This is a genomic window from Pseudomonas sp. LS-2 (assembly GCF_003605735.1).
GTDB lineage: Bacteria > Pseudomonadota > Gammaproteobacteria > Pseudomonadales > Pseudomonadaceae > Aquipseudomonas.
Genome location: NZ_QXTJ01000003.1, coordinates 258,736 through 284,588, shown reverse-complemented (window position 1 = coordinate 284,588; position 25,853 = coordinate 258,736). Strand labels below are relative to the sequence as shown.

Below are 25,853 nucleotides of genomic sequence, written 5' to 3'. Positions count from 1 at the left end.
GGCGCTTCTTATCGCTCCTTTGGCAACAGACAAGAAGAGAGGATTGCATGGCTTACATTGCTGCTGAAAACCGTTATGAACGCGTTCCCTACCGTCGTGTGGGTCGTAGCGGCCTGGTGCTGCCAGCCTTGTCGATGGGCCTGTGGCACAATTTCGGCGACAGTACGCCGATGGACACCCAGCGAGCGATGCTGCGCACCGCGTTCGACCTGGGCATCAATCACTTCGACCTGGCCAACAACTACGGCCCGCCCTACGGCAGCGCGGAGATCAACTTCGGCCGTTTGCTGCGTGAAGACTTCAAGCAGTACCGCGACGAGTTGATCATTTCCACCAAGGCGGGCTGGGACATGTGGCCGGGGCCGTACGGGCAGGGCGGCGGCTCGCGCAAATATGTGCTCGCCAGTCTCGATCAGAGCCTGCAGCGCATGGGCCTGGATTATGTGGACATCTTCTATTCCCACCGCTTCGATCCAGACACACCGCTGGAGGAAACCGCCAGCGCACTCGCCACCGCGGTGCAGCAAGGCAAGGCACTGTACATCGGCATCTCTTCGTATTCAGGGGCCAAGACGCGCGAAATCGCCGGCCTGCTGAAAGAGTGGAAAGTCCCGCTGCTGATCCATCAACCGGCTTACAACCTGCTCAATCGCTGGGTCGAAAAGGATCTGCTGGACACCACTGAAGAGCTGGGTTCGGGCGTCATTGCTTTCACGGCCCTGGCGCAAGGATTGCTGTCAGACAAATACCTGAATGGCATTCCCAAGGATGCGCGGGTCAATCGTCCGGGCGGTGGTTCGTTGCAGGCCTCGCATCTGTCCGAGCAGAACATCGAACATGTGCGTGCGCTGAATGAAATCGCCAAACGTCGTGGTCAGAGCCTGGCGCAGATGGCGCTCGCATGGACACTGCGGGATCCGCGAGTGACCTCGGCGTTGATTGGTGCGAGCCGTCCCGAGCAAATCGTCGAAAACGTTGCCGCGCTGGACAACCTTGAGTTCAGCAAGGAAGAACTGGCTGAAATCGACCGGTTCGCGGTCGAGGGCGGTATCAATCTTTGGGAGAAGCCGTCGTCGGCTGAGTGACTCCACTCCGGATGACGACGGGCCTGTAGGAGCGCGCTTGCCCGCGATTGCAATCGATCTGCGATCAATCTATCGGCTGACACGGCGCTATCGCGGGCAAGCGCTCCTACAGATAAAGAGGTGCGACTTAGAGAGTCTTAACCCTCATCCCCTTCATCATCATCCCCACCATCGATCTTCATGCCCAACTCCTTGATCTTGCGGGTCAAGGTGTTGCGGCCCCAGCCCAGCAGCACAGCAGCGTCGCGACGGCGGCCTGCGGTGTGCTTCAGCGCGGTTTCGATCATGATGCGCTCGAACGTTGGCACCGCGCTGTCCAGCAGGCTGGACTGACCCCGAGCCAATGCCTGGTCGGCCCACTGGCGCAGGGCTTGTTCCCAGTTGGTGACCGGTGCCGCGTCCTGCGGCAGGCTCAGCAGTTCAGGCGGCAGGTCGCTGATATGCACTTCGCGGCCCGAAGCCATGACCGTGATCCAGCGGCAGGTGTTTTCCAACTGACGCACGTTGCCCGGCCATGGCAGATGCTTGAGGTATTCCTCTGTCTCGGCCTTGAGCAGTTTCGGCTCCACCGCCAGCTCTTGCGCGGCGCGGCTGAGAAAGTGCCTGGCGAGGGTCGGAATGTCTTCGCGACGATCCGACAGGCGCGGGATGTGGATGCGGATCACGTTCAGACGGTGGAACAAGTCTTCGCGAAACTTACCCGCCTGTACCAAAGTTTCCAGGTTCTGATGAGTCGCCGCGATGATGCGTACGTCGACCTTGACCGGCACATGACCGCCGACGCGGTAGAACTCGCCATCGGCCAGTACACGCAACAGACGGGTCTGGGTGTCCGCAGGCATATCACCGATTTCATCGAGAAACAGCGTGCCGCCATCGGCTTGTTCGAAACGACCACGACGCAGGTTGGCTGCCCCGGTGAACGCACCTTTTTCATGGCCGAACAGTTCGGATTCCATCAGGTCCTTCGGAATCGCTGCCATGTTCAGCGCAATGAACGGCGAGGCCGAACGAGGGCTGTGGCGATGTAGCGCATGAGCGACCAGCTCTTTACCCGTCCCCGATTCCCCGTTGATCAGCACCGTGATGTTGGAGTGGCTCAGACGCCCAATGGCGCGAAACACTTCCTGCATCGCTGGTGCTTCACCGATGATTTCCGGCGTGCGGGTCAGCGTTGGCGCAACGTCCATGCCCTGTTGTTCCTGGGCATGCTGGTTGGCGCGTTTGACCAGTGAAACGGCCTCGTCCACATCGAAAGGCTTGGGCAGGTATTCGAAGGCGCCGCCCTGATACGAGGCCACGGCGCTGTCCAGGTCCGAGTGTGCGGTCATGATGATGACGGGCAGTCGCGGGTGCTGCTCGCGAATACGCGCCAGCAAGTCCAGCCCGCTTGCGCCGGGCATGCGAATGTCGGAAATGATCACGTCCGGTTGCTGGCGGGCCAGGCGACTCATCACGCCATCGGCGCTGTCGAAGCTTTGTGTGGTCATGCCTTCTTGCTGCAAGGCCTTTTCCAATACCCAGCGGATGGAACGGTCGTCATCGACGATCCAGACAGTTTCACTACGGCTCATGTCGAAGCTGCTCCTTGTTCCAGCGGCAAGAAGATCGAGAAAGTTGTGTGGCCAGGATGGCTGTCACACTCGATCAGCCCCTGGTGCTGACTGATGATGTTCTGGGTGATGGCAAGGCCTAGCCCGGTACCGTCCGGGCGGCCACTGACCATAGGGTAAAAAATGGTTTCCTGTAGTTCCGGCGGAATGCCGGGACCGTTATCGATGATTTCGATCTTGCTCACCAGGCGATGGCGCACGTGGCCAATCGTGAACTGGCGCATGGCGCGGGTGCGCAGACTGATGCGACCCAGGCGAAGTTCGTTTTGCCCGCTGATGGCCTGCATGGCATTACGCACGATATTGAGCACGGCCTGAATCATCTGCTCGCGGTCGATCAACACATCGGGAATGGACGGGTCATAATCGCGCACCAAAGTGATGCAGCCCTGGCTTTCGGCTTCGACCAGGCTGCAGACGCGCTCCAGCACTTCGTGAACATTGGTCATTGCCAATGAAGGCAGCTTGTTGGAGCCCAGCATCCGGTCGACCAGATTACGTAGGCGGTCGGCTTCTTCGATGATGACGTTGGTGTAGTCCTTGAGGCTTTCTTCCGGCAGTTCGCGGGCCAGCAATTGAGCGGCACCGCGAATCCCGCCCAGCGGATTCTTAATTTCGTGAGCCAGGCCACGCACCAGCATCTTGGTGGTTTCCTGTTTGGACAGCTGAGCCTCTTCCTTGGTGATGCGCAGCAGGCGATCACGGGGGTGTACCTCCAGCAGCAGCATCGTTTCGCCCTGGGACAGGATCGGTGTCACGGCGTAGTCCACGGTCAGCGTCTGGCCGGTGAGCGCCGTCAGCATCGCTTCACGCTTGGTGAACGGATGCGCCTGTTCCACTGCCTGACGAAGCGAGCTAAGCGCTTCGGCCGATTCCGTGAACAGCTCACTGATGAACTGTCCGTGACTGCGCTGACCGCTGATGGCCAGCAGCATTTCGGCCGCCGGATTCATGTACTCCAGACGCAGGTCGGAGTTGAGCAGAATCGTGGCAGTGGTCAGGTTGTCGAGTAACAGTCGGTGCAACGTATCGCTGATTGTCATGAATCTCGTTGACCTCTTTTGGCTCATTGCACTCGGGGCGGGCCCAGGAATGCAGGCTCTGGTTGGTCTTCGCCAGCTTTGGAAAGCCGCTCAGACCGGGCTGTCCATTGCTTATTTGTTAGAAAATGCAAGAACCAAACCAAGGCTCCGAAAAGAAGCGTTCTGCGAGACGTTTCGGGCTTTTTTTGGACAGCCAGCCCGAGGAGGGCACAACTTTGACTCGTTCGTGAACCAAAATGGGAATTTTACGCGCATGGTTGTTCAGGTTGTGCACCATTATGGAGCTTAGACGCTTTGGAGGCGGGCATCAGAGAAACGGCAGGATGCTGCTTTCTTCTTCGGGGGGCTTGTCTTTGATCGGACACTCGAGGCGTACGCCGTACTCTTCTGTCTTGCAAGGCTGAGCCTGGCGTTTCTGAGACAGGGAAATACGCATCATGTGAAAGGGTTGGTTGGGCGTTCGCTCGGCGACTCGGCCGAACTCGTCGACTATCTCGATCGACAGCTGATGCGTGCCGCGATCAATGTTGGTCAGGGAAAAAACCGGACTGCGACCGAATTCTCCATGAGCGCTGCCGTCCAGCAGAAGCCGATAGCGATGCCCCTGTTGCAGCTGCGGGTCATTGGTGACAGTCACGATCAGGTTGCCCTGCACATCGCGGACGGTGCTGTCCGGTTCAGGCGCAAGAATGCGCAGCAGTTGGTACCGAAACAGCGGACCGGGTCTGGGCTTGGCGCTGGAGGCCTGGCTTGACTTACGAGGCGCGGAGTTCATCTGGTTGCTCGGCGCGATGTCGACCTTCTTGGCATTGCGGCGAGGTTGATCGGTGTAGACCCGGTTACCCTCGGCATCGATGTAGGTGTAGACCTCGGCGATTGCCGGCTGGCCGATCAGCATCAGCAGGCACAGCAGCAGGCCCCTTGGCCTCACGCGCAGTCTCGCGAATTCAAGGCTTGCCGACATGGACTCGCTGCACTGTCAGGGAAACCGTCTGGCTTTGCTGGATGGAGTCCGGCCCTTGCAGCACCTGTACGGCCAGGCTGTGTTCGCCGCGGTCCAGTTCCACGAGCTGGAGGCGGGGCACGTTGGTAGGCTGGCCGTAGGGCTTCCCGTCCAGAATCAACTGCAGCAGATGGCCGGGTTGCAGGCGGGGTTGAATCGCCACCCCCACGGTGAACGTGCCGTTATTGGCACGTAGCGCATCGCCATTGGGCACGTCGGTCAGTGCCAGTAGCTGATAGGCCGCAGCGTTCTGTTGTGGCTCACTCTGATTTTGCGCAGGGATTGGCGGGGCTGGAGCTGGCGCGACGGTCTGCACGCTGTTGAGTGGCGGTAGATCGACCGTTTCGGCCTGGGTCCCATTGGGCGGCTGATTGCTGTATGCCGTGTTGCCGTTGGCGTCCGTGTATTTGTAGATCTGCGCGACGGCGGGCAACGCAAACAGCAGCAGGACGAGGGCAAGACTTTGACGCATGAACACTCCAGTACCACGATCAGGAGAACGACAGCTCGCACCGCGCTACTGCAGTAGCGCCAGGCACAGGGGGCAGCATAGAGCAAAACCGGACCGGTAGTCTCATCCGCGCTCCCACAGCATCAATCAGACTTTTGCTCCGTTTTGCACAGGCCATCGGTTGCACGCTGCAAGCCGCTGAGCATGACAGCGTCTGCGGCCTTGCGTCTGGTCGTCGACTGCAGCCAGCGTTGGCATTCACTCTTGCTGCCATAAGGCAGGAACGCAGCGTACTTGTGCATCAAATCCGGTTGCAGCGTATCCAGACGGGTGCGAACGCCCTGCGTCAGGCTGGTAGCGGGTGGTTGGGGAGCCTGGCCGCTCTCGTGCCACTGGGCTATCCGCGCGTACTGCACCACCTTGTTGGCTTCCATCTGTGCGGTCATGAACGCGTGGACGTCGTCCCTGTTCAGGTTGAATGCCTGGGCTTGGGACTCGGCATTGAGGATCACCTGGCGCTCGCGATCACTGTCCTGCACAGGCTTGCCGCTGTACCACTTGCTCACGGCAACGTCGTTTGCAATGTCCAGCCTCTGCTCGATCACTGCAACCAGCGACTCCACGGCATCGGGGGCCGTTTGAGGGGTAGGTGAGTTGAGGCAGCCCGCCATGAGCGGGGCGATCGAGAGCATGAGCCAAGGGGGCCGGGGCATTGGACATCCTTATTATTGATAACGGCACTGGAGAGCAGTGGGAGTGGTGGAGTATCTAGTCAATGCTATTAGAAAAACGATAACTAAATACCACCACTCGCTAAACACTCGTTTTTCGTAGCCACAAAAAAGGCCTCCCGAAGGAGGCCTCTTTTATTCACGCAGCTTTCGCTGGCGCGACTGGATCAGCAGCTGTAGTACAGCTCGTATTCCAGTGGGTGTACGAAAGTACGTACTTTGATTTCTTCTTCCGATTTCAGAGCGATGTAAGCGTCGATGAAGTCGTCGCTGAATACGCCGCCCTTGGTCAGGAACGCACGGCCTTTGTCCAGGGATTCCAGGGCTTCTTTCAGGCTGCCGCAAACTTGTGGGATCTCTGCAGCCTCTTCAGGTGGCAGGTCGTACAGGTTTTTGTCAGCTGCGTCGCCAGGGTGGATCTTGTTCTGGATACCGTCCAGACCGGCCATCAGCAGAGCTGCGAAAGCCAGGTACGGGTTAGCTGCTGGATCCGGGAAACGCGCTTCGATACGGCGGCCGCGTGGGCTGGAGACGTAAGGAATACGGATCGACGCGGAACGGTTGCGAGCCGAGTAGGCCAGCATGACCGGAGCTTCGAAGCCTGGAACCAGACGCTTGTACGAGTTGGTTGCAGGGTTGGTGAAGCCGTTCAGTGCCTTACCGTGCTTGATGATACCGCCGATGAAGTACAGGGCGGTGTCGGACAGACCGGCATAGCCTTCGCCAGCGAAGGTGTTCTTGCCATCTTTGGCGATGGACATGTGTACGTGCATACCCGAGCCGTTGTCGCCGTACAGAGGCTTAGGCATGAAGGTCGCGGTACGGCCGTAAGCGTCGGCAACGTTGTGTACAACGTATTTCAGGGTCTGAACTTCGTCAGCCTTCTTGACCAGCGTGTTGAACTTCACGCCGATTTCGTTCTGGCCAGCGGTTGCCACTTCATGGTGGTGAACTTCGACGACCTGACCCATTTCTTCCAGAGCGTTGCACATTGCGGTGCGGATTTCGTGGTCGTGGTCGAACGGTGGAACAGGGAAGTAACCGCCTTTGATGCCAGGACGGTGGCCCTTGTTGCCGCCTTCGATGTCAGCGTCGGACATCCACGAACCTTGTTCGGAGTAGATCTTGAACATGGAACCGGAGATGTCGGACTTGAATTTCACTTCGTCGAAGATGAAGAATTCTGGCTCTGGACCGGCGAATACGGTGTCACCGATACCGGTGGACTTCAGGTATTCCTCGGCGCGGTGAGCGATGGCGCGCGGGTCGCGGTCATAACCTTGCATGGTCGAAGGTTCGATGATGTCGCAAACCAGGATCAGGGTTGGCTCTTCGGTGAACGGGTCCAGAACGGCAGTTTCGTCGTCTGGAAGCAGGATCATGTCGGAGGCTTCGATGCCTTTCCAGCCAGAGATGGAGGAACCGTCGAACATTTTGCCGACTTCGAAGAAGTCGTCTTCCAGCGCATCGCGAGCTGGCATGGTCACGTGGTGCTGGGTGCCTTTGGTGTCCGTGAAGCGCAGATCAATCCACTTTACGTCATGATCTTTGATGAGTTGAACCGACTTCGACATGTTGTCCTCCGGGGTGGATTAGGGCTGGATAGTTGTTGGCCCTTTAATTTGGGTGATGCCGGGCGCGATAGTCGGCCAAGGCAACCTGCCTCACAAGGGAGCAATTTGCATGCCAGTGCCCTGTGTTGGGTTTTCTGCCCAAAATGCCGGATTTTCGGGCGTAAAACGTCGCAATTGTGAAAAGTGATGCACCGCATCGGTGCGCTCAGATTGTATACAGTCCCTTTTTGGTGCGCTGATGATCGGCAGTACGATAACTGGTTAAACCTTGAGCAATTTCCGCTATAATCCGCGCCCCCCTTTTTTGACCGGCACCTCGCGCGCTGTTTTCATGAAACTAATCGTTAAAGTTTTCCCAGAAATCACCATCAAAAGCCGACCTGTGCGCAAGCGCTTCATCAAACAGTTGGCCAAGAACATCCGTACCGTGCTCCGCGATCTGGACCCGGCGCTGGTGGTCGATGGCGTGTGGGACAACCTCGAGGTCGAGACGAAGGTTCAGGATTCCCGCGTCCTGCACGAAATGACCGAGCGCCTGAGCTGCATGCCCGGCATCGCGCATTTCCTGCAGGTCGATCAATACGCTCTTGGCGACATGGACGACATCTACGAGAAGTGCAAACTGCATTTCGGCGATGCCTTGTCCGGCAAGATTTTCTCGGTTCGCTGCAAGCGCGCCGGGCATCATGACTTCAGCTCCATGGACGTCGAGAAGTACGTCGGCAGCAAACTGCGTCGTGAGTGCGGCGCCGCCGGTATTTCCCTGAAAGCGCCGGAAGTCGAAGTGCGCATCGAGATTCGCGACCAACGGTTGTTCGTGATTCACAGCCAGCACAACAGCATCGGCGGTTATCCGTTGGGCTCGCTGGAACAGACCCTGGTATTGATGTCCGGTGGCTTCGACTCCACGGTGGCCGCTTATCAGGTCATGCGTCGTGGCCTGATGAGCCATTTCTGTTTCTTCAATCTGGGCGGCAGGGCCCACGAGCTGGGTGTGATGGAAGTCGCGCACTTCATCTGGAAGAAGTACGGAAGCTCCCAACGTGTGCTGTTCGTCAGCGTACCGTTCGAGGAAGTTCTGGGAGAAATTCTCGGAAAAGTCGATAACAGTCATATGGGCGTAGTATTGAAGCGTATGATGTTGCGCGCTGCGACCAATATTGCCGACAGGCTTGAAATCGACGCGCTGGTGACCGGCGAAGCGATTTCCCAAGTGTCCAGTCAGACACTGCCTAACCTGTCGGTCATCGATTGCGTGACGGAGAAGCTGGTCTTGCGCCCGCTGATCGCCAGTCACAAGCAGGACATCATCGACCTGGCCGACGAGATCGGCACCGGCGATTTTGCCCGGCACATGCCTGAATACTGCGGTGTGATCTCGGTCAATCCAAAGACCGCGGCCAAACGTCACCGCGTCGAGCATGAAGAGAAGGAATTCGACATGGCGGTGCTCGAGCGTGCGCTCGAAAACGCCCGTCTTGTGCCCATCGATCGCGTGATCGAGGAATTGGGTCAGGATGTTCAGGTCGAAGAAGTCAGTCAGGCTCTTGCCGGACAAGTGGTCATCGACATCCGGCACCCGGATGAAGCCGAAGACCGTCCGCTGGAACTGTCAGGCATTGAAGTACAAACGCTGCCGTTCTTTGCTCTGAACAGCCGTTTCAAGGAACTGGATGACACGCGCCAGTACCTGCTTTATTGCGACAAAGGCGTCATGAGTCGCCTGCATGCTCATCATCTGCTCAGTGAGGGGCATGCCAATGTGCGCGTTTATCGACCGAGCTAAGTGCCCGGGGCTGTTTGCCTGTGGCTTGCGTCACCGGCCCCCCGACACCAGTCGTCAGCCGTAAAGGCTTTCACGGGCTCCATTGTTCATAGCTGCCTACACTAGTCAGCTGACCGAATCCTCTGATCGAGATACACAAGTGATCGAAAATCTACGCAACATCGCCATCATTGCTCACGTTGACCACGGTAAAACTACCCTCGTCGACAAGCTTCTGCGCCAGTCCGGCACCCTTGAGCGCAACGAGCTCAACGACGAACGCGTGATGGACTCCAACGACCAGGAGAAAGAGCGCGGTATTACCATTCTCGCGAAGAACACCGCGATCAACTGGAATGGCTACCACATCAACATCGTCGACACCCCGGGCCACGCCGACTTCGGTGGCGAAGTAGAGCGCGTGATGTCGATGGTCGACTCCGTTCTGCTGCTGGTCGACGCCCAAGACGGCCCTATGCCGCAAACCCGCTTCGTGACCAAGAAGGCTTTCGAAGCCGGCCTGCGTCCAATCGTGGTCATCAACAAGGTTGACCGTCCAGGCGCGCGTCCGGATTGGGTTCTGGACCAGATCTTCGATCTGTTCGACAACCTGGGTGCTACCGAAGAGCAACTGGACTTCCAGGTCGTCTACGCCTCGGCCATCAACGGCATCGCGGGTCTGGATCACAACGAAATGGCCGAAGACATGACCCCGCTGTACCAGGCGGTCGTGGATCACGTACCTGCTCCGAAAGTTGACCGTGACGGTCCTTTCCAGATGCAGATCTCGGCTCTGGACTACAACAGCTTCCTGGGTGTTATCGGTGTTGGCCGTATCGCTCGTGGCCGCGTCAAGCCAAACACCCCGGTTGTGGCCATCAGTGCCGACGGCAAGCGTCGCAACGGCCGTATCCTGAAGCTGATGGGTCACCACGGTCTGCACCGCATCGACGTTGAAGAAGCAGCTGCCGGCGACATCGTCTGCATCAGCGGCTTCGAAGAGCTGTTCATCTCCGACACTCTGTGCGACCCGTTGAACGTTGAAGCGATGAAGCCGCTGACCGTTGACGAGCCAACCGTTTCCATGACCTTCCAGGTCAACGACTCGCCTTTCTGCGGTAAAGAAGGCAAGTTCGTGACGTCCCGTAACATCAAGGACCGTCTGGACAAAGAGCTGCTGTACAACGTTGCACTGCGCGTTGAAGAAGGCGACTCGGCTGACAAGTTCAAGGTTTCCGGCCGTGGTGAGCTGCACCTCTCGGTACTGATCGAAACCATGCGTCGCGAAGGCTTCGAGCTGGCCCTGGGCCGTCCTGAAGTGATCATTCGTGAAGTCGACGGCGTCAAGCAAGAACCGTACGAAAACGTCACCATCGACATCCCTGAAGAATCCCAGGGCAAGGTCATGGAAGAGATGGGTCTGCGTAAAGGTGACCTGAGCAACATGGTTCCGGATGGCAAGGGCCGTGTTCGTCTGGAATACAACATTCCTGCTCGTGGTCTGATCGGTTTCCGTAACCAGTTCCTGACCCTGACCAACGGCGCTGGCATCCTGACCTCGATCTTCGATCGCTATGACACCGTCAAGTCGGGCCACATGTCGGGCCGTCAGAACGGCGTACTGGTTTCGGTTGAAACCGGTAAGGCACTGACCTACTCGCTGGAAACCCTGCAGGCGCGTGGCAAGCTGTTCGTTGAACACGGTCAGGAAATCTACAACGGCCAGATCGTTGGTCAGAACAGCCGTGACAACGACCTGGGCGTCAACCCTACCAAGGGCAAGAAGCTCGACAACATGCGTGCTTCGGGTAAAGACGAAACCATCGCTCTGGTTCCACCTGTTCGCTTCACCCTGGAACAGGCTCTGGAATACATCCAGGAAGACGAGCTGTGTGAAGTCACTCCCAAGTCGATCCGTCTTCGCAAGAAGATCCTCGACGAAAGCGAGCGTACCCGCGCTGCCAAGAAAGCCAAGGTGTAACTAGCCCCGGCTGAACGAAAACGCCCCCGGTCGAAAGGCCGGGGGCGTTTTTGTTTGTCTCGAATAAAGGTGAGTGCGCTGATTCTGCTGGAGCGCGCTGCTCGTTTAGAACTTCAGTGGCACATGGCCGGAGTTCGAATTCAGCGTGCCGCTTTTCTCACGCACGACTTCTTTTGGCTTGTACGCGCAATACCCTGGGCGCGGCCCGATCTTCGGATGATTGCGGCAGGTGTCAGGACGTTTGTCGTAAATGGTGCACAAGCGGCTCTTGCGATCCAGATACAGGCAATCGTTGTTGCTCATGCGCTGCAGGGTGAAGATCCCGGATTTCTGGTTGAAGCGCTCGATGATTCCTTCTTTCTGCAGGCGCTTGGCGATGTTCTTCGGGTTGTCGCCCTGTTCGAACTCGTCGACGATGCCAATGCGGATCAGGTCCTTGATCTTCGCTTCGACAGGCAAGGTGCAGCAACTGGACACGCAGCCTCCGCACATGTGGCTGGAGTATTTCTGCCAGGTCTCGAGACGGTCGATTTCTGCAGCGGCGATCAAGGTGGGTTTCATGGCGTTGTGCTTCCGGGTGTATCGGGCGCGCGATCATACCGGGCTGCGCGCATTTCCCCTATCGCAAAATGATCGATGCGACTGTCGGCAAGCGATGGGGCGCAGCCATGCCTTCGCGACAAGGCGCGGGCGTGCCCTTACAGGAAATCAGCGTTTAGACCAGGACAGTTTCCGACAAAGTCTCTAACTGTTCCTGCCGCTCGGTCTGATTGAGCTTCGAGTGCGGATTCAACGACGACCACTGCGGATGCGCCCGAGCCTTTTTGAGTGCTTCAGGCAGTTTGCCTTCGCGCCAGGTCTTATCCTGAAGTGCGTCCAGCTTGATGCTGTCCATTGCGGCGTGGCCTCGCGCCTCCAGTGCCAGTAACAGCTGCCGCTGGCGTAAGGCGAGCAGGCGCAAAACAGCATCATCGACCGTCAGTTCGCGCTGCCCCTTGAGTTTGCCCAACAATCGGCCGCCGTAGCTGCGTGCGGTCTGCAACGCGCCTCCGGCAATCGCGCCGACCAGCGCCGCGGCCCCCATCGTGATACCGCCGACCAGCAAGTCCACGCCTGCGCCCGCCGCTGCACCCGCCGCAATGCCACCTCCCACTCGCACGCCCAGTAGCTTCAGGGTTTCGGGATTGAACAGGTCATCCCCCCATCGCCCGTCCATTAATGGCAGGTCATTGGCCGACGCGTCTTCCCGACGGAACCCATACAAAGTGAGCAGCGCTTCTACGCACCGTTGCTCACGCTGACGGACCGCTTTGCGCAATTCCTCAATGGCCTTCTGAACTTGATCAGACTCGGTCGCGACGCTCCGCCGGCAAGCCGCACAATCGATCAGCAGTTCGGCTATGAGTCGTGCAGCGCTGGTGCGACGAACTTGACGCTGTGCCTGCTGATCGGCAATCAACCGTTCCAGTCGCTCGCGGGATGTTTCCAGCAACAGCGCCAGGCTTTCATACAGCCGCCGTTCGCCATCTTCGGGCGGGGCGACGCTGTCGAATCGCACCAGGGCATGCAGGCCCAGGCGCGCCAAAGCCTCGCGCCAATCCGGTTCGCGATGCTGTGCGCTGCTCACGAAATTGAGCACAGGCAGCAACGGTTTGCCACAACTGGCGATTACGGCCAGCTCATCGCGGTACTTGGCAAGAACCGGCTCGCGGGCATCGATGACGTAAAGACCTGCATCTGAGGCCAGCAACTGACGCATGACCTTGGCCTCCTGTTCGAAACGCTGACGTGCCTCGCTGCCTTCCAGAAAGCGGGCTAATCGGGCCGGGCCATCGAGCCGCTCGCCCGGGCGGTCGAGACGCTCCAGATAATCGAGAAGGGCAATGGCGTCTTCCAGGCCTGGCGTGTCGTAGAGCTCCAGCAGTGCCTCGCCGTCCACCGATAGCCGGGCGCCCTCCACATGGCGGGTGGTGCTCGGACGATGAGAGACTTCGCCGAAACCGACATCCCGGGTGAGCGTGCGCAGCAGAGAGGTCTTACCCACGTTGGTGTGACCGACCACTGCCAGTTTCAGTGGGCGGTTCGCATCCTTTTCAGTCATGTCCGGTCTCCAGCCAGGTCAGCGGTGCGCTATCGACCCACTTCAAGTCCAGCTGTTGCAGTGCCGAGTGCCAGTCGCTGAGACGATCGGCATCCAGCGCCTGGCCAGTTGGCGCAGGCAGCAGCCAGATACGCGTGTCTGCTGCACACCGAGCCAGTTCTGCCACCAACGCCAGGCTGCCGCGATCCGGTGAGCGGCGCGGATCGCAGGCGATGGTCAGGCGCGCAGGCGGGTATCGGGTGAGTTGATCGAGCAGGACTCTGCGCGATTCGCGACTATCGAGGATGCCTGCGTCAGCGATGGTTTTCGGCAGTTTTGGCGGCCATGGGCGCTGATCGTCCAGTTCGATGGCAACCAGAAGCGCGCCTTCGCTGTCCATGGCTGCGGCGCCCGCCTGCACTTGATGGATCTGCGCAGGTGCGGCGTCGTTGATCCCCAGGCGCTCGCTGCTTGGCATCAATCGCTCGCGCAGCTCAGCGAATCCGGGTTGACTCAGGTCCAGGACGAGGTGTTTGCGCCCTGCGCGCCAACGGCCGTAGCACAGAAGGGTCAATATCAAGCGCGGAGCGATGCCATAGACGACAAGCACGCCGACCAGCCATGCAGCCCAGGCCTGTCGAGCATTTTCGATCACCAGCGCGCTGTCGCCACTGGCGCGGATCATGTCTTCGCCGGGAACGCTGAAGCCCAGCAGAGAAGGTAATGTGCCGAGCCCTTGGGTCAGGCTGACGAATGTATCGCTGCCCAGAATTGTGGTTTCCCAGACAAACCCGTAGCGCCGGGTGGCCATCAGCAGCAGCAAGAGCGTCAGAGCGCTGAGCAGGGCAAGCAGCCATAAGCCGTTGACGCACACGCCAAGCACCCAGCGATTCAGGCGTTTGCGTTGCAGTAGCAGAATGAGTGCGGGCGCCAGCTGTGCGGCTCGCGCATCGCGAGCCAGTTTTTCGCTGAGCCATAGCCACAGTCGCCCGAGGCTGGCAGCACTGTCCCCGGCGAACAGCAGCCCTGATAACCAGCTGATCAGCAGAATAAGATTCAGGCCGAGCAGGCTGCCCAGCGCCCAGAACACATTGACCGGCGTTTGTCCGTCGCCCAGCGCCGCGAACGCGAGGCCGGCGCCACTGATGACGGCAAAAACCACCAGCACGATCACCGACAGCCTCGCCCCTTGTTTCCAGTGATGCAGTGCCGCGAGCATGCCGTCGCGTTCGGCGAGCCACAGAGCGCGGTTCTTGATTCGGGTCAGCAAATCCCCCGCGCTGGCGCGGGCGCGGCGGCTGGCTTCCTCATCCTCAAGCGGCCCGGCGTGCTTTTCACGCAGGCGCACGGCTTCGGTGAGCCATAGTTCATCGAGTGGGGTCAGTGCAGTCACACGGCGTCTCGTTGGTGAAGTCAGAAGTGAGCATAACCGCTGTGGCCGCAATCGCGCACGGCCGCAGGGGTGTCGCGGGTTGGACCACCGCAATCGCGAGCAAGCTCCCTCCTGCAATCGGGCGCGTTTGATGTAGGAGTGAGCTTGCTCGCGACTGGGGCTGCTCAGGCGACGCATAACACGTCGTGCGGTTATACGAATCAACCCTCTTGCTCTGCTATCCTCGCCGCCATGAAAAAACATCTCCCCCTCAGCCTGATTGCCGCCCTGGGTCAAAACCGGGTCATCGGCGTCGACAACTCCATGCCCTGGCATTTGCCCGGGGACTTCAAGTATTTCAAAGCCACCACGCTGGGCAAGCCGATCATCATGGGTCGCAAGACCTGGGATTCGCTGGGCCGTCCGTTACCGGGGCGACTGAACATCGTCGTTACCCGTCAGACGGATCTTCACCTGGAGGGCGCTGAGGTATTCACTTCGCTTGAGGCTGCCGTCAAGCGCGCCGAAGAATGGGCGACCGAGCAGGGCGTCAGTGAGGTCATGCTGATCGGCGGAGCACAGCTGTATGCCCAGGGGTTGGCGCAGGCTGATCGGTTGTACCTGACTCGCGTTGCGCTGAGCCCTGAAGGGGACGCCTGGTTTCCAGAGTTTGAGCTGGCAGAGTGGAAGCTGGTGTCGAACACCGAGAACCCGGCACTGGACGACAAGCCTGCCTACACCTTCGAGGTGTGGGAGCGCCGGTAAAAATTCCATCGCGGGCAAGCGCGCTCCTACAGGGAAACGCGATCAACTGTAGGAGCGCGCTCGCCCGCGATGATGTCGTTCCAGCCTGCGACGTTCCCCCGCGTTAACCAACATCTGTCGTTTTTGTGTCATATGTCGCGAAAGGTTCTCAAGGTGACGCCATCAGAACGGGCGCAGTCGCTGACGCATTAAAACAGTAATGGCTTTTTGTTACGGTCCAGCCTCGAACCAAAAAGGGGAGGACAACGTTATGAAGCTCGCACCAAAACTGTTGGCCGCTGCGCTCTGTCTGGGCCTTGCCGGTCAGGTATTTTCCACTGAGCTCAAGCACTGGCCCGAGCCTGCGGCCAAGCAGCTCGACGCCATGATCGCGGCGAACGCCAACAAGGGTAATTTCGCGGTTTTCGACATGGACAACACCAGCTACCGCTATGACCTGGAAGAGTCGCTGCTACCGTTCATGGAAAACAAAGGGCTGATCACCCGCGACAAGCTCGATCCTTCCCTCAAGCTGATTCCTTTCAAGGATACCGCTGACCATAAGGAAAGCCTGTTCAGCTATTACTATCGCCTCTGCGAAATCGACGACATGGTTTGCTATCCGTGGGTCGCGCAGGTGTTCTCTGGTTTCACCCTAAAAGAGCTCAAAGGCTACGTCGATGAGTTGATGGCGTCTGGCAAACCCGTGCCGAGTACCTATTACGAGGGGGATGTGGTCAAGACCATTGAAGTCCAGCCGCCGAAGGTCTTTACCGGGCAGGCCGAGCTGTACAACAAGCTCATGGAGAACGGCATCGAGGTCTATGTGATGACTGCGGCCTCCGAGGAACTGGTGCGTATGGTCGCGTCCGATCCCAAGTACGGCTACAACGTCAAACCGCAGAACGTCATTGGCGTGACCACGCTACTGAAAAACCGCGACACCGGCGAGTTGACCACTGCACGCAAGCAGATCACGGCGGGCGCGTATGACGAGAAGGCCAACCTCGGCCTTGAACTGACCCCATACCTATGGACCCCTGCAACCTGGATGGCAGGCAAACAGGCCGCGATCCTGACCTACATCGATCAGTGGAAAAAACCGGTGCTGGTCGGCGGTGACACCCCAACCAGTGACGGCTACATGCTATTCCACAGTGTTGATGTCAACAAAGGCGGCATTCACTTGTGGATCAACCGCAAGGACAAGTACATGACCCAGCTCAACGGCATGATGAAAACCAACGCCGAGGCCCAGGCCAAGGAAGGTTTGCCGGTGACGGCGGACAAGAACTGGGTGATCGTCAAACCGGACGAGATTCAGTGACGGGGCGACGCTTTCTGTAGCAGCACGGCGTGCCGGCGGTGGGTATTTGAAACGTCAACGCCGGCAAGCCGGACTGCTACAAGGGCTTGTGATGCGCTCATAAAAAACCGGCATTGCTGCCGGTTTTTTTAATGTTGCTGCGACGCCGCTTACGGCACCAGCTTGTCCAGCATCGCCTTGTCACGCACCGCACCTTTGTCGGCGCTGGTGGCGAGCAGAGCGTAAGCCTTGAGAGCAGTGGTGACTTTGCGAGGACGCGACTCGACAGGTTTCCAGCCTTTCTTGTCCTGCTCGGCACGGCGCTCGGCCATTTCCGCATCGTCGATCATCAGGTTGATCGCCCGATTCGGGATGTCGATCAGTACTTTGTCGCCGTCGCGTACGAGGCCGATCGCGCCACCGGCTGCGGCTTCCGGGGAAGCGTGGCCGATGGACAGACCCGAAGTACCACCCGAGAAACGGCCATCGGTCAGCAATGCACAGGCTTTGCCCAGACCCTTGGACTTCAGGTACGACGTTGGGTAGAGCATTTCCTGCATGCCCGGACCGCCTTTCGGACCTTCGTAACGGATGATCACGATGTCGCCGGCTTTCACTTCGTCAGCAAGGATGCCGCGTACGGCGCTGTCCTGGCTTTCGAAAATTTTCGCGTTGCCTTCGAACACGTGGATTGATTCGTCAACACCTGCCGTTTTCACGACGCAACCGTCGAGTGCGATGTTGCCGTACAGCACGGCCAGCCCGCCTTCTTGGGAATAGGCGTGCTCGACGCTGCGAATGCAGCCGTTTTCACGGTCGTCGTCCAGGGTTTCCCAACGGGTCGACTGGCTGAACGCGGTTTGCGTCGGGATACCGGCAGGGCCGGCCTTGAAGAAATGATGAACCGCTTCGTCATCCGTCTGGGTGATGTCCCACTTGGCGATGGCTTCTTCCATCGACTTGGCGTGCACGGTCGGCAGATCGGTGTGCAGCAGGCCACCACGGGCCAGCGATCCGAGGATGCTGAAGATGCCGCCAGCGCGGTGCACGTCTTCCATGTGGTACTTCTGGATGTTCGGCGCGACCTTGCACAGTTGCGGGACGCGACGGGACAGGCGATCGATGTCGCGCAGGTCGAACGGGATTTCTGCTTCCTGAGCGGCGGCCAGCAAGTGCAGGATGGTGTTGGTCGAGCCACCCATGGCGATGTCCAGGGTCATGGCGTTTTCGAACGCCTTGAAGTTGGCGATGTTGCGCGGCAGAACCGAATCGTCGTTGTCGCGGTAGTACGTCTTGCACAGCTCGACGATGGTGCGGCCAGCCTGCAGGAACAGCTGCTCACGGTCGGAGTGGGTCGCCAGTGTCGAACCGTTGCCAGGCAGCGCAAGGCCCAGGGCTTCGGTCAGGCAATTCATCGAGTTGGCGGTGAACATGCCGGAGCACGAACCGCAGGTCGGGCAGGCGCTGCGCTCGTATTCCGCGACTTTCTCGTCGGAAGCCGAGGCGTCGGCAGCGATGACCATCGCGTCAACCAGGTCCAGGCCGTGGCTGGCGAGTTTGGTCTTGCCGGCCTCCATCGGGCCGCCGGAGACGAAGATCACCGGAATGTTCAGACGCAGTGCGGCCATCAGCATGCCGGGGGTGATCTTGTCGCAGTTGGAGATGCAGACGATGGCGTCGGCGCAGTGGGCGTTGACCATGTACTCCACGGAGTCGGCGATGATCTCGCGGCTCGGCAGCGAGTACAGCATGCCGTCGTGCCCCATGGCGATGCCGTCATCGACGGCGATGGTGTTGAACTCCTTGGCAACGCCGCCGGCTCTTTCGATTTCACGGGCGACCAGCTGGCCCAGATCCTTGAGGTGGACGTGGCCCGGTACGAACTGAGTGAACGAGTTGGCGATGGCAATGATCGGTTTTTTGAAGTCTTCGTCTTTCATACCCGTGGCGCGCCAAAGGGCGCGTGCGCCGGCCATATTGCGGCCGTGGGTGGACGTTTTCGAGCGGTAATCAGGCATGGAGCACTCCGGGCGGCTAATCAGGTTCAGTAAGGGAGTGAGCTTCTCTTGGTCCTTTGCAACGGCGACAGGTCGCTGCCGTTGCGGATGAGGTCGGTGACGCCACAGGATCGCTGCGCGCTCGACCGGAGCTCATAAACCCGCCGGGGATGATTGGCGATGAATACGCCGATTCTACACCGCTGGCGGCGGGATGGAATGCCGATACCGATCAGGCGCCTCTATTAGGGCTATGTAGGACGGTTCTGAAAATCGCCCGCATGGGTGTCCTTGCCTGATCGGACTCATTACTATCCCCGCGCCGCATGTGCGGTGAGCGAGAAATCATCCCAATGGACCACCCCGGTTTACGTTCCTCGAGAACAGACAATCTGGCACCGACCGCAGCGGCGGCGGGCTTGCCTGCGGGCTGACGTGGTCGGCTTCCGGGTAGCCCTGCGCGGCTGCCTGGAGAGTTACATGACAATTTTTGATCTGACCCAACCTGTTGGCCCCCTCAACCACCTGTCCGCAGCCGACATCGCGGCCCAACTGCAAGCGCTGCCTTCTGAAAAGCGTATTCAGGTCCTGGAGCAGTTGGACACCGGCGCTGTCGGCGAGGCCACTGAGGACTTTCACAAAGGCGCCGCGATTTCCACGCCGTTGGGCAACCTGAGCAGCGCCACGGCGGGCTTGCTCTACCGCAAGCGCGTTTTCTGGCTGGTGTTGCTGGTGTTCGGCAATCTGTTTTCCGGCGCAGGCATCGCCGCCTTCGAAGATGTAATTGCCGCCAATATCGTGTTGGTGTTCTTCCTGCCGCTGTTGGTGGACAGCGGCGGCAACGCGGGCGCGCAATCGGCGACCTTGATGGTCCGGGCGCTGGCGACCGGCGAGGTGGTCATGAAAGACTGGCTGCGCCTGCTGTGGCGTGAATGCTCGGTGGCGCTGGCGCTGGGCGTGACAATGGCCGTGGCCGTCGCTCTCATCGGCGCCATGCGCGGCGGCTGGAACGTTTCCATGGTAGTTGCCAGCAGCATGCTGATCATCGTGCTGATTGGCAGCCTCATCGGCATGAGCCTGCCCTTCCTGTTCAGCCGCCTGCGGATGGACCCGGCAGTCGCCAGCGGTCCGCTGATTACATCGATTGCCGATGCGGCGGGGGTGTTGGTGTATTTCGGGATTGCTTCGGTGATTCTGGAGCTTTGAGGACGCCGGTTTAACATATTCGCGGGCAAGCGCGCTCCTACAGTTGACCGAGTTCACACAGGGAAATCGGGTCAACTGTAAGAGCCAGCTTGCCCGCAATGGCGTCATTGCAGGCGCTACCGAATCAGCTATTGGGCAACAACCGGCAGGTAATGCTCTTGATGTAACGGGTTTCCGGAATCGCCGGGTGTACCGGGTGATCCGGGCCCTGGCCGCCGCGTTCCAGCAGCTGGATGTTGCGGTCCAGATGCCGGGCGCTGGTGAGCAGGATGTTCTGCAGGTCGTCTTCGGGCAGGTGCATCGAGCAGGATGCACTGACCAGAATGCCGTCCTTGCTGAGCAGACGCATGGCCTGTTCGTTCAGGCGGCGGTAGGCACCTTCGCCGTTTTTCAGGTCTTTCTTGCGTTTGATGAATGCAGGCGGGTCGGCGACGATCACGTCGAAGCGTTCTTCAGCGGCCTTCAATTCTTTCAGCGCCTCGAATACATCACCTTCGATGCAGGTGACTTTTTCGGCAAAGCCGTTGAGCCCCGCATTACGCTCGACGCCATCCAGTGCAAAGCCCGAGGCATCGACGCAGAACACTTCGCTTGCACCGAACGCACCGGCCTGCACGCCCCAGCCGCCGATGTAGCTGAACAGGTCCAGCACGCGCTTGCCCTTGACGTACGGTGCCAGGCGCGCACGGTTCATGCGGTGGTCGTAGAACCAGCCGGTTTTCTGGCCTTCCATCACCGGCGCTTCGAACTTCACGCCGTTCTCTTCCAGCGCAACCCACTCCGGCACCAGGCCGAATGCGGTTTCGACGTAGCGGGTCAGACCTTCGGCATCACGCGCTGCGGAGTCGTTCTTGAGCAGAATGCCGCTTGGCTTGATCACTTGAATCAATGCCGCCAGCACGTCGTCTTTGTGCTGTTCCATGGTCGCGGAGGCCAGTTGCACCACCAGAATGTCGCCGAAACGATCGACGACCAGGCCGGGCAGCAGATCGGAGTCGCCGTAGACGAGGCGGTAGAACGGCTTGTCGAACAGGCGTTCACGCAGCGACAGGCAGACGTTGAGGCGATGCACCAGCAGGGATTTGTCCAGCGGCAGCTTGACGTCGCGGGACAGCAGACGTGCGCAGATCAGGTTGTTGGGACTCATTGCGACAATGCCCAGCGGCTTGCCGCCCGCCGCTTCGAGAATCGCTTGAGCGCCTGGAGCGAAGCCGTTGAGTGGGGTGGCGGCAACGTCGATTTCGTTGCTGTAGATCCACAGGTGACCGGCGCGCAGGCGTCGGTCGGCGTTGGGCTTGAGGCGCAAGCTAGGCAGGGACATGACGTCGCTCCGGAAAAAAGAGCGGGATTATAGCGCGGCTTCCTGCCTGCGGGCGTGTTCAGGTGAATTAACCGGCTGGCGGTCGGTCGGATCCGATGAGTGCTTCTACGGTTGTCGAAGCATGGGCGGTAAAGGTTAGAATCGCCCCCTGACCTTGAGTGTGTACTTATGTCCCAAGAGCTTACTTCCGAGCAGATCCAGCAGGCGTTGCAAGGCATCAGTGTTCCGCCCCAGCCGCAAATCATGGTGGATTTGCAGATGGAGCAGTACATGCCCGACCCTGATCTGGGTGTGATCGCCCGGTTGATCGCGCAGGATCCAGGGTTGTCCGGCGCCTTGCTGAAAATCGTCAATTCGGCGCACTACGGTTTGACGAACAAGATTGCTTCCATTCAGCGCGCGGTGAATCTGCTGGGCAGTCGTTCGGTCATCAACCTGATCAACGCGCAGTCGATCAAGGGCGAGATGAGCGACGAAACCATCGTGGTGCTCAATCGCTTCTGGGACACCGCCCAAGACGTGGCAATGACCAGTCTGACGCTGGCCAAGCGACTTGGCTCGCAGACAGTCGATGAATCCTACGCCTTGGGCCTGTTCCACGACTGCGGCGTGCCGCTGATGCTCAAGCGCTTTCCTGAATACATGAACGTACTGGAAGAGGCGTACGCCAAAGCCGGGCCGGAATGCCGGGTAGTGGATACTGAAAACCGCGTTCTTAACACGAACCACGCGGTTGTCGGCTATTTCACTGCCAAGTCCTGGCGCTTGCCCGAACATGTCAGCAACGCCATTGCCAACCACCATAACGCGCTGGCGATCTTCCAGGATGAGTCGGGCCGCAACGCCCCGCTGAAAAACCTGCTGGCGACGCTGAAAATGGCCGAACACATATGCTCGTCCCACCGCGTGCTGGGCAATCAGACCGTTGACCATGAGTGGAACAGCATCGGTCATCTGATCCTCGACTATGTCGGGTTGTCCGACTATGACTTCGAAAACCTCAAAGAAAGTATTCGAGAATTGAGCGCGCACTGATCCAGCGCGCTTGCGTTCTACTCGCCATCGAGCTGCCTCATGCCTGAATTACCTGAAGTCGAAACCACCCGTCGGGGCATTGCGCCTCATCTGGAAGGGCAGCGCGTGAGCCGCGTCATTGTCCGCGACCGGCGACTGCGTTGGCCGATTCCTGAAGACCTGGACATTCGCCTGTCCGGGCAGAAGATCGTGGTGGTGGAGCGGCGCGCCAAATACCTGCTGATTCAGGCCGAGGTGGGTACCTTGATCAGTCATCTGGGCATGTCTGGCAATCTGCGGTTGGTGGAGGCGGGCTTGCCGGCGCTCAAGCACGAACATGTGGACATCGAGCTGGAGTCCGGACTTGCGCTGCGCTATACCGATCCGCGACGTTTCGGCGCGATGTTGTGGAGCCTCGATCCGCACAACCATGAGCTGCTCATCCGTCTTGGGCCTGAACCGCTGACCGATCTGTTCGACGGGCTGCGCCTGTATGAGCTGTCGCGGGGGCGTTCGATGGCGGTCAAACCGTTCATCATGGACAACGCGGTGGTCGTGGGTGTGGGCAATATTTATGCGACCGAGGCGCTGTTTGCGGCGGGTATCGATCCGCGCCGTGAGGCCAGAAGCATCTCCAAGGCCCGATATGTGAAGCTGGCAATCGAGATCAAACGCATTCTGGCTGCCGCCATCGAGCGCGGTGGTACGACGTTGCGCGATTTCATCGGCGGCGACGGTCAGCCGGGTTATTTCCAGCAGGAATTGTTCGCCTATGGTCGTGGGGAGCAGCCGTGCAAGGTCTGCGGCACGACGCTGCGTGAGGTCAAGCTGGGGCAGCGGGCGAGTGTTTATTGCCCCAAGTGTCAGAAGTAGCGCGCGAGCAATAACTTAGCTGTCGCCGTTGGCCTGCAGCCGCACGGCTTGACGGCGGTGAGGGCGACACGTTCGCCACCGTTGCTGCTACAGCGGCTGTGTCGCGAATGAAACAGACATCTCCTTGCGTAACCTCAATCCCTGTTTATAGTGAGCAACATCACTTTTCTTGCTGTGCCTGAAGGATCACGCCATGAGCCCGTTTCGTATTCTCGCTGCCACCCTGGCTTTGTTTCTCGGCTTGCAGATAACGCCAGCCACGGCACAGACCGAGGCTTCGGGCAGTGGCGATCCGGTCTATCAGATTCAGAATCCGCCTGCATACGCGATGATCGGCGACCTGCTGATCGCGCGTCCGCTGCTGATTGCAGCGACTATCATCGGCGCAGGCCTGTTCGTCATCGCACTTCCGTTTACCGCGACCGGAGGTGGCATCGGACGTACGGGTAAGGCGTTGGTAGTGGATCCCGGCAAGGCAGCATTCGTGCGCTGCCTTGGCTGCACGGGCGATGGCTACGGCAAGCAAGACTGATCGGCACACCTGCGCACCAGATTCAGCGGCGCATTGGGCCTGAACGTCGCTGAAACCCCTACCCCTCGAGGGTCGCTTGCGGCCTCGACACTGGCGTTGTTCTTACGCCACAGCAGCACTTGCTGGTTACCGAAATCCCTTTTCGTTTCTTTAACGCGATAACCACGCTCTTGCAGGTCATTCAGTTCCTCGGTCGTAAAGGCGCCGGGTTCGTACTCCATCACGTCGGGAATGTACTGATGATGGTAGCGGGCTGCCGAAGCCCAGTCGGCAATGGGTTTATCGTCCAGATATTGCAGCATCGACAGCAGAACGACGCTGGGAATCCGGCTACCCCCCGGGGTCCCGAACGCGGTGAAGGACTGGGGGCTTTCGATGAAGCTTGGACTCATGCTCGACAGCGGGCGCTTGCCTGGCTCGATAATATTCGCCTGACTGCCCACCAGCCCGTATGTGTTGCTGCCGTTAGGATCGACCGCGAAGTCGTCCATCTCATCATTGAGGATGACGCCTGTGCCGGGGACGGTGAATGCCGAGCCGAACGGCAGATTCAGTGACAGTGTCCCGGCGACGGCATTGCCCTCGTTGTCGAGCACGCTGAAGTGGCTGGTGTTGTCGCCTTCACGCCAGCGCGGTGCCGGCGGCAGGATGTTATTGGGTGTTGCGCGGTGAGGATTGATGCTGGTCGACAAATTCAGCAGGTAATCGGGCGACAGCACCTGCGCGATCGGATTGGGCACGAAGTCCGGATCGCCGAATAACATTCTGTCCCGGTAAGCCCGACGCAAGACCTCCACAACATAGTGGGCGCGTTGCACTTTGTCAGAGTCACGCCACGGCAGTTGCTGCAGCATGAACAGGCTTTGCGCGAGTGCGATTCCGCCAGCGGAGGGTGGGGGGGCGCTGATCAATTCTCGCTGGTCTGCCAATTGGAAGCGCAACGGGGTGCGACTGATGACGTCATATTCTTCGAAATCATGGTAGTTCCAGATCCCGCCTGCAACCCGAACTCCGCTGACCATGGCCTGAGCCGTCAAGCCGCTGTAGAACCCGGCGCGGCCTTTGTCGGCGAGGCGATCCAGCGTCTGAGCCAGTTCCGGCTGGGTAATCACTTCGCCCAAGGCCGGTACGTCGTTGTTGCGCAGAAACAGCCGCGCGCTTTCCTTGTTGGCCCTCAGTGCGAAAAGGCGCCAGTTGGCGCGTTCGCGGTATATCTCGTCAACCTTGAAACCTCGGTAGGCAATGCGAATGGCGGGCGCCATGGAGATGCTCAGTGGCAAACGCCCGTAGCGTTCGGCGAGTTCGACCAGCGCCGCAGGCAAGCCGGGAATGGCCGCGGCGAGTGGGCCGTTCAGGGACAGGTCGGGCTGTGCGACGCCATTGCGATAAAACATCCTGGATCTGGACTTCAGCGGTGCTTTTTCCCGTGCATCGAGGAACCGATACTGCACAGGCTCACCCGCCTGGCGCATGAGAAAGAAGCCGCCCCCGCCCAGTCCCGAACCATAGGGCTCGACCACGGCAAGGGTTGCGCTGATGGCAACGGCGGCGTCGAAAGCGTTCCCGCCGTCGACGAGAATTTCCCGACCGGCGGCTGTCGCCATGGGATTGGGGCTGGCAATGGCGGCCTGATCAGGGTGATCCGGACTGGCTTGAGCCGAGAGGGCGCATAGTAATAACAATGCGCCGAATGAAAAGGTTATTCGCGCCAGCTTCGATGTCATGCGTATCTCGCTCAGGTCAACGGGCATTACAGCCAGTGTCTTCGGCGAAAGCGCGGATGCCGACAGGATCTGCCTCGGTTATGCCTTGCTGGTAATCAACTGGTACTTGGCCATCAGCTCGTCTTTGCTCTCCACGTGGTTTTCATCCAGAGGGATGCAATCCACGGGGCAGACTTGCTGGCACTGCGGCTCGTCATAGTGGCCAACGCATTCGGTGCACAGGTTCGGATTGATCACGTAGATCTCTTCCCCTTGGGAAATCGCTTCGTTCGGGCACTCGGGTTCGCAGACGTCGCAATTGATGCAATCGTCGGTGATGATCAGGGACATGGATACTCCTGCCGCGGTCGACACCGGGGCATATCAAAACTAATGCGGCGAATTGTGCCGCATCGGCGCTCGATATGCACCTGCACATGACGCAAGGAACCGATTCGA

22 protein-coding genes are annotated in these 25,853 nt (G+C 59.3%); 9 read left to right on the top strand and 13 right to left on the bottom strand.

Features of this window, described 5'->3' with window-relative positions; translation table 11 throughout:
* Positions 1 to 47: 47 nt before the first annotated feature.
* Complete coding sequence (gene mgrA / locus D3M70_RS03280) at positions 48 to 1,085, top strand: L-glyceraldehyde 3-phosphate reductase (RefSeq protein WP_120124303.1); 1,038 nt, start codon at positions 48 to 50, stop codon at positions 1,083 to 1,085.
* Between the two features lie 137 nt (positions 1,086 to 1,222).
* Here the strand turns inward: mgrA and ntrC are convergent, their stop codons facing one another.
* From ntrC to glnA, 6 genes are all read right to left on the bottom strand, one after another.
* Entirely contained in the window at positions 1,223 to 2,659 is a 1,437-nt protein-coding gene (gene ntrC / locus D3M70_RS03275) for a nitrogen regulation protein NR(I) (protein ID WP_120124301.1), read from the bottom strand.
* A complete protein-coding gene (glnL, locus tag D3M70_RS03270; RefSeq protein ID WP_120124299.1) occupies positions 2,656 to 3,741 on the bottom strand; it encodes a nitrogen regulation protein NR(II) in 1,086 nt (361 codons plus the stop codon). The genes ntrC and glnL overlap by 4 nt, the downstream gene beginning before the upstream one ends.
* A gap of 307 nt (positions 3,742 to 4,048) precedes the next feature.
* On the bottom strand, positions 4,049 to 4,705 hold the full coding sequence (locus tag D3M70_RS03260; protein ID WP_120124296.1) for a DUF4124 domain-containing protein: 657 nt from the start codon (positions 4,703 to 4,705) through the stop codon (positions 4,049 to 4,051).
* Complete coding sequence (locus D3M70_RS03255) at positions 4,689 to 5,216, bottom strand: DUF4124 domain-containing protein (RefSeq protein WP_120124294.1); 528 nt, start codon at positions 5,214 to 5,216, stop codon at positions 4,689 to 4,691. Before D3M70_RS03255 ends, D3M70_RS03260 begins: the two co-directional genes overlap by 17 nt.
* Positions 5,217 to 5,338: 122 nt before the next feature.
* Complete coding sequence (locus D3M70_RS03250; RefSeq protein ID WP_120124293.1) at positions 5,339 to 5,908, bottom strand: chorismate mutase; 570 nt, start codon at positions 5,906 to 5,908, stop codon at positions 5,339 to 5,341.
* Positions 5,909 to 6,093: 185 nt separating this feature from the next.
* Entirely contained in the window at positions 6,094 to 7,500 is a 1,407-nt protein-coding gene (gene glnA / locus D3M70_RS03245; protein ID WP_120124291.1) for a glutamate--ammonia ligase, read from the bottom strand.
* Positions 7,501 to 7,831: 331 nt separating this feature from the next.
* Between glnA and thiI the strand changes: the two genes are divergently transcribed.
* Together thiI and typA are read left to right on the top strand one after the other, a co-directional pair.
* Complete coding sequence (thiI, locus tag D3M70_RS03235; RefSeq protein WP_120124442.1) at positions 7,832 to 9,286, top strand: tRNA uracil 4-sulfurtransferase ThiI; 1,455 nt, start codon at positions 7,832 to 7,834, stop codon at positions 9,284 to 9,286.
* Between the two features lie 139 nt (positions 9,287 to 9,425).
* A complete protein-coding gene (gene typA, locus D3M70_RS03230; RefSeq protein WP_081565149.1) occupies positions 9,426 to 11,246 on the top strand; it encodes a translational GTPase TypA in 1,821 nt (606 codons plus the stop codon).
* A gap of 105 nt (positions 11,247 to 11,351) precedes the next feature.
* Here typA and D3M70_RS03225 read toward each other — a convergent pair whose 3' ends face one another.
* The 3 genes from D3M70_RS03225 to D3M70_RS03215 form a co-directional block, all read right to left on the bottom strand.
* The gene (locus tag D3M70_RS03225) at positions 11,352 to 11,807 is read right to left on the bottom strand and encodes a YkgJ family cysteine cluster protein (RefSeq protein ID WP_120124289.1); all 456 of its coding nucleotides are present in this window, start codon (positions 11,805 to 11,807) and stop codon (positions 11,352 to 11,354) included.
* 154 nt (positions 11,808 to 11,961) lie between these two features.
* On the bottom strand, positions 11,962 to 13,347 hold the full coding sequence (locus tag D3M70_RS03220) for a GTPase/DUF3482 domain-containing protein (RefSeq protein ID WP_120124288.1): 1,386 nt from the start codon (positions 13,345 to 13,347) through the stop codon (positions 11,962 to 11,964).
* Positions 13,340 to 14,719: a DUF2868 domain-containing protein gene (locus D3M70_RS03215; protein ID WP_120124286.1), complete on the bottom strand. Its 1,380-nt coding sequence runs from the start codon at positions 14,717 to 14,719 to the stop codon at positions 13,340 to 13,342. The genes D3M70_RS03220 and D3M70_RS03215 overlap by 8 nt, the downstream gene beginning before the upstream one ends.
* A 231-nt stretch (positions 14,720 to 14,950) precedes the next feature.
* Between D3M70_RS03215 and D3M70_RS03210 the strand changes: the two genes are divergently transcribed.
* The gene (locus tag D3M70_RS03210; protein ID WP_120124285.1) at positions 14,951 to 15,463 is read left to right on the top strand and encodes a dihydrofolate reductase; all 513 of its coding nucleotides are present in this window, start codon (positions 14,951 to 14,953) and stop codon (positions 15,461 to 15,463) included.
* A 250-nt stretch (positions 15,464 to 15,713) separates the two neighbouring features.
* Entirely contained in the window at positions 15,714 to 16,769 is a 1,056-nt protein-coding gene (locus D3M70_RS03205) for a haloacid dehalogenase-like hydrolase (RefSeq protein WP_120124283.1), read from the top strand.
* 149 nt (positions 16,770 to 16,918) lie between these two features.
* Here the strand turns inward: D3M70_RS03205 and ilvD are convergent, their stop codons facing one another.
* Positions 16,919 to 18,766: a dihydroxy-acid dehydratase gene (gene ilvD / locus D3M70_RS03200; RefSeq protein ID WP_120124282.1), complete on the bottom strand. Its 1,848-nt coding sequence runs from the start codon at positions 18,764 to 18,766 to the stop codon at positions 16,919 to 16,921.
* A 459-nt stretch (positions 18,767 to 19,225) separates the two neighbouring features.
* Between ilvD and D3M70_RS03195 the strand changes: the two genes are divergently transcribed.
* A complete protein-coding gene (locus tag D3M70_RS03195) occupies positions 19,226 to 19,951 on the top strand; it encodes a magnesium transporter (RefSeq protein WP_120124280.1) in 726 nt (241 codons plus the stop codon).
* A gap of 124 nt (positions 19,952 to 20,075) precedes the next feature.
* Here the strand turns inward: D3M70_RS03195 and D3M70_RS03190 are convergent, their stop codons facing one another.
* Positions 20,076 to 21,272: a class I SAM-dependent rRNA methyltransferase gene (locus tag D3M70_RS03190; RefSeq protein WP_074752414.1), complete on the bottom strand. Its 1,197-nt coding sequence runs from the start codon at positions 21,270 to 21,272 to the stop codon at positions 20,076 to 20,078.
* 168 nt (positions 21,273 to 21,440) lie between these two features.
* Here D3M70_RS03190 and D3M70_RS03185 point away from each other — a divergent pair, with 168 nt between their 5' ends.
* From D3M70_RS03185 to D3M70_RS03175, 3 genes are all read left to right on the top strand, one after another.
* Positions 21,441 to 22,307 (top strand): HDOD domain-containing protein, encoded by an 867-nt coding sequence (locus D3M70_RS03185; RefSeq protein ID WP_120124278.1) that lies wholly within the window; start codon positions 21,441 to 21,443, stop codon positions 22,305 to 22,307.
* Between the two features lie 39 nt (positions 22,308 to 22,346).
* Positions 22,347 to 23,159, top strand: coding sequence for a bifunctional DNA-formamidopyrimidine glycosylase/DNA-(apurinic or apyrimidinic site) lyase (gene mutM, locus D3M70_RS03180; protein ID WP_120124277.1), 813 nt, complete (start codon positions 22,347 to 22,349; stop codon positions 23,157 to 23,159).
* 193 nt (positions 23,160 to 23,352) lie between these two features.
* Entirely contained in the window at positions 23,353 to 23,691 is a 339-nt protein-coding gene (locus D3M70_RS03175; RefSeq protein ID WP_120124275.1) for a multidrug transporter, read from the top strand.
* Here D3M70_RS03175 and ggt read toward each other — a convergent pair.
* Both ggt and D3M70_RS03165 read right to left on the bottom strand, forming a co-directional pair.
* Complete coding sequence (gene ggt, locus D3M70_RS03170; RefSeq protein ID WP_120124273.1) at positions 23,673 to 25,415, bottom strand: gamma-glutamyltransferase; 1,743 nt, start codon at positions 25,413 to 25,415, stop codon at positions 23,673 to 23,675. The genes D3M70_RS03175 and ggt overlap by 19 nt on opposite strands.
* 78 nt (positions 25,416 to 25,493) lie before the next feature.
* Entirely contained in the window at positions 25,494 to 25,745 is a 252-nt protein-coding gene (locus D3M70_RS03165) for a YfhL family 4Fe-4S dicluster ferredoxin (RefSeq protein ID WP_074752410.1), read from the bottom strand.
* Between the last annotated feature and the right edge of the window lie 108 nt (positions 25,746 to 25,853).